Genomic DNA, 10,260 nt, shown 5'->3' with positions numbered 1-10,260 from the left:
GCCAAGTGAATTCTCCTTTTAGTAATGTATGGTAACTTTATTATATAGGAATTCACTGGCTTTTGTGTACATACAAAAAAAGGTGTCAGTGAGATTTCTCTCACCAACACCAAAAATTCAAGAACCCCATTTTATATTAAATTATCTTACTTCTTAAGCTTCAGCTTACATCATGCCTGGCATTCCGCCACCCATGCCGCCTCCGCCCATTCCCATGTCTGGTGTTTCTGATGGGATGTCTGCAACAACTGCTTCGGTTGTTAATAGTAATGCGGCAACTGAGGCTGCATTTTGTAGGGCTGTACGTGTTACTTTAGTTGGGTCTACGATACCAGCGTCGATCATGTTTTCGAATTGACCTGTGGCTGCGTTGTAGCCGATACCTTTGTCTGACGTACGGATTTGTGACACAACGACTGAACCTTCTGCGCCGGCATTTTCAGCGATTTGGCGAATTGGTTCTTCAAGTGCGCGAGCAACGATTGAGATTCCTGTTGCTTCGTCGCCTTCTGCTTCAAGTGCGTTCACTGCGTCTTGAACGTTCACAAGTGCAGTTCCCCCACCTGCTACGATACCTTCAGCAACTGCGGCACGTGTTGCGTTTAATGCATCTTCGATACGTAGTTTGATTTCTTTTTGTTCTGTTTCAGTTGCAGCACCGACTTTGATGACTGCTACTCCGCCACCTAATTTAGCTAGGCGTTCTTGTAATTTTTCACGGTCGAATTCACTTGTTGTTTCTTCGATTTGTCCGCGGATTAAGCCAACGCGGTTTTCGATTTGTTCTTTAGATCCAGCACCTTCAACGATGGTTGTGCTGTCTTTTGTTACTGAAACTTTACCAGCTGTACCTAAGTGGTCTGGTGTTGCATCTTTTAACTCAAAGCCTAATTCTTCTGAAATTACTGTTGCACCAGTCAGAATCGCTAAGTCTTCTAACATTGCTTTACGACGGTCACCAAATCCTGGTGCTTTAACGGCAACCACATTTAATGTTCCGCGTAATTTATTTAATACTAGTGTTGGTAATGCTTCGCCTTCAATATCTTCTGCGATAATTAATAATGGACGGCTTGTTTGCATAACACTTTCTAATAAAGGTAGTACATCTTGGATGTTTGTAATTTTACGGTCAGTAATTAATACATATGGGTTCTCTAAGTCTGCAACCATTTTTTCATTGTCAGTTACCATGTACTGAGATAAGTAACCACGGTCAAATTGCATTCCTTCAACCACTGATAATTCTGTATCAATCGATTGTGAATCTTCAATTGTGATGACACCATCTTGGCCAACTTTTTCCATTGCGTCAGCGATTAATTCCCCTACTTTTTCATCTCCTGAAGAAACTGATGCGACTTGTGCAATCGATTCTTTTGAAGAAACGGGTTGAGATAATGATTGTAAAGCTTCAACCGCTGCACGTGTTGCCATTTCGATTCCGCGACGGATGCCAACTGGGTTTGCACCTGAAGTCACATTTTTCATACCTTCACGAGCGATTGCTTGAGTTAATAATGTTGCGGTCGTTGTCCCGTCACCGGCGATGTCGTTCGTTTTTGAAGCGACTTCCATGACTAACTGTGCACCCATATTCTCGAAGCGATCTTCCAATTCGATCTCGCGAGCGATTGTTACACCATCATTTGTAATTGTTGGTGATCCAAATTGTTGATCTAATACTACATTACGCCCTTTTGGCCCTAATGTTACTTTAACTGTATCTGCTAAGATATCAACTCCACGTAGTAGAGCTGCACGTGCATCTTCTGAAAATCTTAAATCTTTTGCCATATAATATTCTCTCCTTTAAATTCGATATTATGCTAAGACTGCTAATAAATCTTTGTGTTCAATAATCATCAATGACTCATCGCCATGTTCAACTTCTGTTCCAGAATAATTCTTGAAGAACACTGTGTCGCCAACTTTAACGCCATCTTTTTCTTCGATCTCTGGTCCAATTGCCACAATTTCACCGTATTGTTCTTTTTCTTTGGCTGAACTTGGTAATACGAAACCACTTGCTGTCGTTTCTTCTGTTTCTGCCACTTTGATAACAACACGTTTTCCTAAAGGTTTAATCATATTATACCCTCCAAATGATTTTATTTTTATATTTAGCACTCGTTTTATTTGAGTGCTAATGGTTTAATCTTATAATAGTCTAAATTGGTCAAAAAATCAAGTCATAGAATTATCTTTTTCGAAAAAAAAGGCACACCTTTTGGCGTGCTTTACAATTATTTTTTTTCAAAATCAGAGAAATCCTCTGCATCATCCTTATTACTATCAATGAAGTAAATGAGTGTCTGTAGTTCATTCGTCAGGTCCACATTTTGAACACGAACGCTGCGCGGTACATCAAATCTAAGTGGCGTGAAGTTCATGATTCCTTTCACTCCCGCCTCGATAATTCGGTTCACAATATCCCCTGCGACGTCTTGTGGGACTGATAAAATAATAATTTCAATTTGTTGTTGTTCGATTTGCTCTTCCAATTCATCCATTGAATAAACTGGGACACCACGTTGAATTGTTCCAATTATGTCAGTATTTACATCAAACGCGGCTCCAATTCGAACATTGCTATTCTTCCGGAAATTGTAGTTAATCAGTGCATTTCCCAAATTACCTACACCAACCAGACCAACCGACGTTAAGCGATCTTGATTTAAAATACGCGAGAAAAAGTCTAATAAGTGATCTACATCGTAACCGTAACCACGTTTCCCCAATGCCCCAAAATATGAAAAGTCACGACGAATGGTCGCACTATCTACTTTTACAGCTTCACTTAATTCCGTTGAAGAAATGCGCTTTTTCCCTGCATGTTGCAAGAATCGTAAATACCTATGGTAGATGGGTAATCTCAAGGCAGTCGCTTTTGGTATTTCTTTTGCCATAAATTGCCTCCTCCTAGGTTTATCTATATCTAATTTTTAAGTCATGCTCATTATAGCACTCCTTCACAAAATTTGTCCAAATGTAACCTTCGAGGGTTTACATTTATTGTGAACTCCGAGCCTATTTAGCCTAACTTTTATATTCTAATATATTTTATAGTGAGAATAAAGCTTTTTATGTGAAATATTATGCAAAATGTACATTAATTCGAATATGGTGGTGGTTGGGTGAGGAATTTCATTTTATTATTTTATATTTTGTTAAATAGGTGTGTGTGGGCTATAATAATTAAGAGTTCAAATAGAAGGAGTCATCGAATGATTTTACTACAAGCTAATGACGTTGCGCGTCGCTTTGCTGATGTGACGCTGTATGAGAAAGTTTCATTTAATATCCAAACGAATGACCGCATTGCTCTTGTTGGGCGAAATGGTGCGGGAAAATCGACATTAATAAGTCAAATTATGAAAACAGAACCGATTTCTGCAGGGGAAATTACACGCTCACGCGATTTGCGGGTGGGTTATTTAGAGCAGCATGTATCGATTGATTCAAACCGCTCGATTTGGGAGGAGATGTTACATGTCTTCTCGGATACCTTGGCCTTGCGCGAAAAGGCGGAGGTGGCAGCTGAGCGAGTGGCTGAGTTGAGTGAGGATTGGGAATCGAAGGAATATCAAAATGCCTTAAGTGCCTATGATCAGATTCAACAACAGTTGGCAGAATCGAACGCCTATGGGGTTGAGTCGGAAATCCGGACGGTCTTACATGGCTTTCAATTTTATGAGGAAGATTACGACCGCCCTGTTGAATCGCTATCGGGTGGGCAAAAAACTAGACTCGCTTTGGCGCGTATTTTGCTAATGTCTTATGATCTTTTAATCTTGGATGAGCCGACTAACCACTTGGATATGCAGACACTCAACTGGCTCGAAGGCTACTTGCGTGGTTACCGGGGTGCGCTGTTGATTGTATCGCATGACCGTTACTTTTTAAATCGGGTGGCCAATCAAGTCCTCGAGTTGCGTAACAATACGTTGCATACGTATAAAGGGAATTATGATTTTTATTTAAAAGAGAAAGCATTGCGCATGGAACAAGAGTGGAAAGAATACCAGAAGCAACAAAATGAGATTGAGAAATTGGAAGAATTTGTTGCAAAAAATATTGTCCGAGCGTCTACGACGAAACGTGCGCAGAGTCGCCGGAAAAAATTAGAAAAAATGGACCGTATCGAAAAACCGAAGCAAGATACGAGAGCACCGCGAATTGAGTTCAGTGCAAGTCGCGACAGCGGAAACCGTGTGATTGAAACGCGCGACTTGACGATTGGTTATGAAGAGCCGATTGCTAAAACTATAAATATGGACTTGCGTCGCCAAGATGCGATTGCGATTGTAGGGCCGAATGGGGTCGGAAAGACGACTTTCTTGAAGACTATTTTACAACAAATCCCTGCGCTTTCTGGGGAAGTTATTCTCGGAAGTAATGTCGATATTGGTTACTATGACCAAAATGTGAATCAGTTGGATGGAAATCAAACAGTGTTGGAGACGCTGTGGCAAGCGCACGATACAACCGATGAATGGAAAGTGCGTTCGATTTTAGGGAGTTTCTTGTTTAGTGGCGAGACGGTTGAGAAGAAAGTGTCGATGCTGAGTGGTGGCGAAAAGGCCCGCCTGAGCTTGGCACTGCTGGCGACCGATCATGACAATACTTTGTTATTAGATGAGCCGACCAACCACTTAGACATTGATAGTAAGGAAGTTCTGGAAGAAGCGATAATTGATTACGACGGCACGCTACTGTTCGTGTCGCACGACCGCTATTTTATTAACCGCATTGCGACCAACATTTTGGAAATATCACCTGATGGCGCGTCGCTTTATTTAGGTGATTATGATTACTATATTGAGAAAAAACGTGAGTTAGAGGAAATCGAAGCTTTACGTGAGCAAGATAGTCAGGACGAGGCCACTCCTAATAAGGAAATGTCTCAAAACCAGTTCACTTATGAAGAAACAAAAGCTTTGAAAAAGGACTTGCGGAAACTTCAAACTAAAGTCGATGAGGCAATGGCAGAAAGTGAAGCCATGGATGCCTTGATCACAAAGCTTGAAGCGGATATGTTAACGGCGAATGAAGCCAATGACCAACCTGAGTTAGCTGATTTGAATAAAAAATTGATTCAAGCAAACGAGCGTCAAACCAATGCGCTGGAAACTTGGGAAGAGGCAAGTATTGAACTTGAGGCTTTCATGGAAGAGCATCCGGGAATTGAGATTTAGATATAGCACGAGAAAAACACCAAACTTTGTGAGAAGTTTGGTGTTTTTTGTTGAGTGTTATTGGTTGCGGGGCGTCGTGAGCGTGCACGACACTACGGAAATTGGCTTGCGGAGTGTCGTGAGTATGCACGACGCTACGCATTTGGATTTGCGGTACGTCGCGGGCGTGCACGACGCTACGCATTCGGATTTGCGGGGCGTCGCGGGCATGCACGACACTACGCATTTGGATTTGCGGTACGTCGCGGGCATGCACGGCACTCCGCAAATCCCGAAAATACTTCTAAGGTTATATTTTCCCAGAGGTTTTTTGGTTTCATTTTATAAAATTACGGGACAACCCAGCCTTTCACAATCCCCCGCGCTTGAAGTTGAGCAGCGGTTGCGCCTGCCTTATCGGCCATATGATTTTCCGCTTGGCTTGGGACAATATACTCATCAAGCAGGACTCGCGATTTTTCCACAAATCCGAGCTCAATGAAGCGCGGATCTGCGACTTGATATTGTGTCCCGATTCGCACAGCCTGGTTAACTTCATCGGAGAATCGCACCCAGGCCTGGCTCACAACATAATCGCTCCCGCCAATTCGAAAGACGTACCCGCCTTGTTGCGTCGCTCCTAAATATTCAACCGGCTCGCTGACAAACTTTTTCTCGTAAAAACCAACCGCTTCAAAGCCTTCATCAAAATACCCATCCCGGTAAGCCTTCATTTCCATAGCTTGGTACGGCATATCAATCATGAAAAATGTTCGTTTGAAGTTGCGAATTGCGGCAGTCTCTTTACTCGCTTGCTCAATTAAATCACCGTATTGAGAATATCCCCGAACAACTCCTACCCCAAATATTGTGAAAGCGATAAGGGTTAGAATGAGTATTATTTTTGGGATTAATAAATTAACATAATACAGACAGGAAACTAGTAAAATAGATAGAATAATTACGACTAATAAACCCCAAGCAAAATATCCATAATAAAATTGCTCCATCGCTATCCATTGTTCGTACATATTAGCCCCCTCTTGAATTTAGTTACTTTATTTTAATACATACTGGATAAAAATTCTATTGGAACATGCGATTGGCTAGTGGATTTGGGCGTCGCGGATCGGCGTGATGAACTGCAAACATGGATACGGAGTGTCGTGAGTCAGCACGACACTACGGAAATTGGCTTGTGGAGTGTCGTGACCGTGCACGATACTCCGCATTTGTGTTTACGGTACGTCGCGAGCGTGCACGACACTCCGCATTCGGATTTGCAGTTCATGGCAAATAGAAGTTGTTCATCTAAAGTAGCCGCCTATCCTTACACCCTTTCAATCGCAATCCCAAATCCGAAAATGTATAATGAATATACTCATTGTCAACTAAAGGAGGAACTACCGTGCCTGAAATCAAACATAAGGAACGCGAGCCACACCTTGATAAAGAAGAAGACGTTATCATCAAGTCAGGACGCTTTCGAATTTATTTTCAAAATTATTATACAATTATTTCTTTAATCAATGATATTCTTACCGGTGGCCTATATTTTATAGGAAGATTTCAAATATTCTAGGAGCACCCGTTATAATCGGAAATATCGCATACTTGTTAGGTGGCTTTTTTCTGCTTATGCGTCCCATTTTGAAAATTTTCCGAAATGTATTTATCTATAATGAAGAAGAGTACCAACGTGAGGTTATCGATGTGGAAATAGAAAATGAAGATCAGTCCGAATAACTCGATGATATTTATCCACAGTTCAACATATACAACTAAGTTTATCGCTTTTTCCGGCATGCGGAGTGTCGTGATAAGGCGCGACACTCCGTATTCGGATTTGCGGTACGTCGCGACGCCTCTCGACGCCCCGCATGCTACAAAAAAAGGCCACTGAGGTTTATTTCCTCAGAGGCCTGTCCTATTCTTATTTTCCCTACTCACCTAACATCAAGCCAGGGATCGCATTGATATCTAATTCACTGAAGTCTTTGTCGGCAAACATATGATGTGCGCTGGCTCCGATCATTGCTGCATTGTCTCCGCACAATTTTAAGGGTGGAATAATTAATTCTACTTCTGGAAATTCAGTCGCTAGGCGCGTTGACAACTCCCCGCGCAGTCCGGAGTTGGCTGCCACTCCCCCAGCTAAGATAAATTGGCAAACTTCTGGATGTTCGCGTAAAGCTTTGCTTGCTTTTTCTACCAACACTTCTACGGCTGCAGCTTGGAAGCTTGCAGCTAAGTCTTCAGGCACAATCTCATCGCCACGCTGTTTCGCGTTATGCACGATATTCATTACGGCACTTTTCATGCCGGAAAAGCTGAAGTCAAAATTGTCCTCGTGTATCATCGCACGCGGAATTGCGTATGCTTCAGAATTTCCTTTGCCGGCTAACTCGTCTAAATATTTTCCAGCGGGGTAAGGCAAGTCTAGAATCCGTCCCACTTTATCATAAGCTTCACCAACGGCGTCATCTTGCGTTTCACCAATAATTTCAAATGAAAATTCTTCTTTCATATAAACGAGTTCAGTATGTCCACCACTGACAATCAGCGCCATTAATGGAAACTTCAGCGGTTTAACCAATTGACTGGCATAAATATGACCCGCTAAATGGTTGACTGCGAGCAAGGGTTTGTTATACACCATCGCTAGCGATTTTCCAGCTGTCACCCCAACTAATAAAGCGCCCACGAGTCCGGGTCCTTGTGTAACCGCGATTGCGTCCATGTCTGCGACGCCATACCCACTTTCTTCCAAAGCCATATCAATCACTTGGGTAATTTGCTCCACATGGTGACGGCTCGCCACTTCGGGCACAACACCACCGAATCGCATGTGACTTTTTATTTGTGATGCAACGATATTTGATAAGATTTCTCGCCCGTCTCTAATGACCGCCACACTTGTCTCGTCACAACTTGTTTCAATAGCTAATATTAATGATTCACTCACTCGATCTCCTCCTTTCGCCAAAGCATATTCACCGCATCGTCCTGCGGATTTGAATAATAATTCTCTCTCACTGACACCAACTCAAACCCCACACTTTGATACAATTTTATCGCCACTTGGTGTTGGCTTCGCACCTCTAGAAAGGCACTGTCTACATCTTTTAAAGCCTTTTTCAATAAACTATTTCCTAAACGGCGCCCGCGAAATCGCGGATGCATGTACACGCGCAGGACTTCGAGTTCGCCGAACAACACTTGCCCAGCAACGTAACCTTGAATCGTGTTCCCGTCGCACAAAAACCAGTAGCGCATGAAGCGGTTTGTTAACTCACTTTCGAACTGTTCTGGGGTCCATCCAAAGTCATGTAAACTTTCCATAATAAAATTGCGCTCAATTTGTTTAAGCATTAGGCATCTCCCGTTTTAATAAAAAGGCTGTTTCTTTGTTGTCTGAATAATAATTTTCCTTGATGCCATGCTTCTTAAAATCTTGTCCGTAATATAAACTTTGCGCAATCGTGTTAGATTCGCGCACTTCGAGCGTAATTATTGGCACTTCTTCGATTTCAGCTAAGCGAATCCACAAGTCGAGTAATTTTGAGCCGAGTCTTTGGTTTTGATATTTTTCCCGGACTAATAAATGACTGATGTGCGCACCCTTTGCAAGAAACCGCCCTGAAATCATGGCTACGACCTCTTTATTGGTCGTATCTTCCACTAAAATATAGACGCAATACGGATTTCTTAACCAATCGTGTTCAAAATCTTGTTGAGTCCAGGCGTGGAAGCCTTTGTAGGCATCATTTTCCAATTCTATAAAAAGCGGTACGTCCTCAGCTTTCGCAAGTCGTATGCTAAAAGACTGGTCCGAACGGCTCCATAGAGGCTCTTCATCAATAATTGGCCTAATTCGGTCCATGATAATATGATTCACTTGCCTCGCATTTTGAATGCGTCTAATAAATTCTTGCATCACACTTACCTGCAACTTTCTATCAAAAAATTTAATCATTTAAAATCAATAAGTTCGTCTGGATTGAGAGTATCGCTGTCCGATTTCTCCGCCCACTCTTGTTCCGCCAAAGTCGCGTGTGCATAATTAGGTGCTAATAAGGTTGGCTCCTCAATTTGCGTCCAAGGGACTTTTCCAAAAGCGTGCACTGTATGTGGATAAGCGTTCCAGTCGTCGATAACTATGAGTTTAGTCGTCGGCAACTGACGGGTTGCCATTTCCACAAATTCATCAATGTCGGTCCCGATTAATGTTAGCTCACTGTTTGGGTTTATGTGTTTTTTAATTTTCGCTAAAAATTCTTCGAATTTTATATGTTGATCGTACTCAACGGCTTGTAAAACAGCTTGGTTATCATATTGATACAAAGCGGTATAAGCCGTCTGGCGCCGGGCATCCATAATTGGTAGGACAAAATCGGTCTGTTTTGAAGCCGATCCAGCCATTAAAGCCAGCGAGGAAACGCTATATAGAGGCAATTTCGTCGCGTTCGCCCATACTTTTGCGAAGGTCACACCGATGCGCAGTCCCGTGTATGAGCCCGGCCCGTTTCCGACAATAATTGCGTCAATATCACTCATTTTCCAATCGACTTGCTTTAAAATATTTTCAACCGCAGGTGCGAGTGTCTGGCCGTGCTGACGCTTGCCCAAGGTTGTGGTTGAGGCTTTTATAGTAAAATCCGTTGGCAACTCGCCCTCGGCTAAAGCCACGGACAGCGCCTTTGTTGATGAATCAAATGTAATGAATTTCATAATAACCTCCTTTAATCAATTTACGTGCATTCATATTATCATAATTCAGTCGCTCGTTCCATAATACGGGGTGAAATATGGAGTGGATATGAGCTTGCGGGGCGTCGTGAGATGGCACGACGCTACGCAAATTAGTTTCCGGAGCGTCGCGGGTCAGCACGATGAACCGTATTCGCGATTGCGTAGTGTCGCGAGGCGGTGCGACGCTACGCAAATCAGTTTCCGTGTCAAGTCCATAATCTTGTGTAAAAGTCTCAATGTAGTTATATCATCTGGTCATCATGCACATTACACTTGTAAGAATGTCCGAGCGTTATTTTCCCAATTTTCGTGGAAATCAATTAATATCGAA

At 42.5% G+C, this 10,260-nt stretch carries 10 protein-coding genes; 2 read left to right on the top strand and 8 right to left on the bottom strand.

Annotated elements, in window-relative coordinates; all coding sequences use genetic code 11:
- Nucleotides 1-165 precede the first annotated feature (165 nt).
- The 3 genes from groL to ACEN4N_RS10390 all read right to left on the bottom strand — a co-directional run bounded on the left by groL (nt 166) and on the right by ACEN4N_RS10390 (nt 2,909).
- On the bottom strand, nt 166-1,797 hold the full coding sequence (groL, locus tag ACEN4N_RS10400) for a chaperonin GroEL (protein ID WP_407090701.1): 1,632 nt from the start codon (nt 1,795-1,797) through the stop codon (nt 166-168).
- 27 nt (nt 1,798-1,824) lie between these two features.
- Nucleotides 1,825-2,091 (bottom strand): co-chaperone GroES, encoded by a 267-nt coding sequence (locus ACEN4N_RS10395; protein WP_407094180.1) that lies wholly within the window; start codon nt 2,089-2,091, stop codon nt 1,825-1,827.
- A gap of 155 nt (nt 2,092-2,246) precedes the next feature.
- Nucleotides 2,247-2,909 (bottom strand): redox-sensing transcriptional repressor Rex, encoded by a 663-nt coding sequence (locus tag ACEN4N_RS10390; RefSeq protein ID WP_407090703.1) that lies wholly within the window; start codon nt 2,907-2,909, stop codon nt 2,247-2,249.
- A gap of 318 nt (nt 2,910-3,227) precedes the next feature.
- On the opposite strand from ACEN4N_RS10390, the gene abc-f reads away from it, so the two are divergent.
- A complete protein-coding gene (gene abc-f, locus ACEN4N_RS10385; protein WP_407094179.1) occupies nt 3,228-5,198 on the top strand; it encodes a ribosomal protection-like ABC-F family protein in 1,971 nt (656 codons plus the stop codon).
- 329 nt (nt 5,199-5,527) lie between these two features.
- Here the strand turns inward: abc-f and ACEN4N_RS10380 are convergent, their stop codons facing one another.
- Nucleotides 5,528-6,208, bottom strand: a complete 681-nt coding sequence (locus ACEN4N_RS10380; RefSeq protein WP_407094178.1) for a hypothetical protein — start codon at nt 6,206-6,208, stop codon at nt 5,528-5,530.
- 377 nt (nt 6,209-6,585) lie between these two features.
- Here ACEN4N_RS10380 and ACEN4N_RS10375 point away from each other — a divergent pair, with 377 nt between their 5' ends.
- Nucleotides 6,586-6,759: a hypothetical protein gene (locus tag ACEN4N_RS10375; protein WP_407094177.1), complete on the top strand. Its 174-nt coding sequence runs from the start codon at nt 6,586-6,588 to the stop codon at nt 6,757-6,759.
- 360 nt (nt 6,760-7,119) lie between these two features.
- On the opposite strand, the gene tsaD is transcribed toward ACEN4N_RS10375, so the two are convergent.
- From tsaD to tsaB, 4 genes are read right to left on the bottom strand one after another with little or no spacing between them, the layout of a single operon-like run.
- Entirely contained in the window at nt 7,120-8,142 is a 1,023-nt protein-coding gene (gene tsaD / locus ACEN4N_RS10370) for a tRNA (adenosine(37)-N6)-threonylcarbamoyltransferase complex transferase subunit TsaD (protein ID WP_407094176.1), read from the bottom strand.
- Nucleotides 8,139-8,549: a ribosomal protein S18-alanine N-acetyltransferase gene (gene rimI / locus ACEN4N_RS10365; protein WP_407094175.1), complete on the bottom strand. Its 411-nt coding sequence runs from the start codon at nt 8,547-8,549 to the stop codon at nt 8,139-8,141. Before rimI (ACEN4N_RS10365) ends, tsaD begins: the two co-directional genes overlap by 4 nt.
- On the bottom strand, nt 8,542-9,114 hold the full coding sequence (rimI, locus tag ACEN4N_RS10360) for a ribosomal protein S18-alanine N-acetyltransferase (protein ID WP_407090707.1): 573 nt from the start codon (nt 9,112-9,114) through the stop codon (nt 8,542-8,544). The genes rimI (ACEN4N_RS10365) and rimI (ACEN4N_RS10360) overlap by 8 nt, the downstream gene beginning before the upstream one ends.
- A 35-nt stretch (nt 9,115-9,149) precedes the next feature.
- A complete protein-coding gene (gene tsaB, locus ACEN4N_RS10355; RefSeq protein WP_407090708.1) occupies nt 9,150-9,908 on the bottom strand; it encodes a tRNA (adenosine(37)-N6)-threonylcarbamoyltransferase complex dimerization subunit type 1 TsaB in 759 nt (252 codons plus the stop codon).
- Between the last annotated feature and the right edge of the window lie 352 nt (nt 9,909-10,260).

The sequence above is a fragment of the Ruoffia sp. FAM 20857 genome, assembly GCF_045528645.1.
Classification (GTDB): domain Bacteria; phylum Bacillota; class Bacilli; order Lactobacillales; family Aerococcaceae; genus Ruoffia; species Ruoffia halotolerans.
This window is presented reverse-complemented; position numbering and strand designations above follow the sequence as displayed.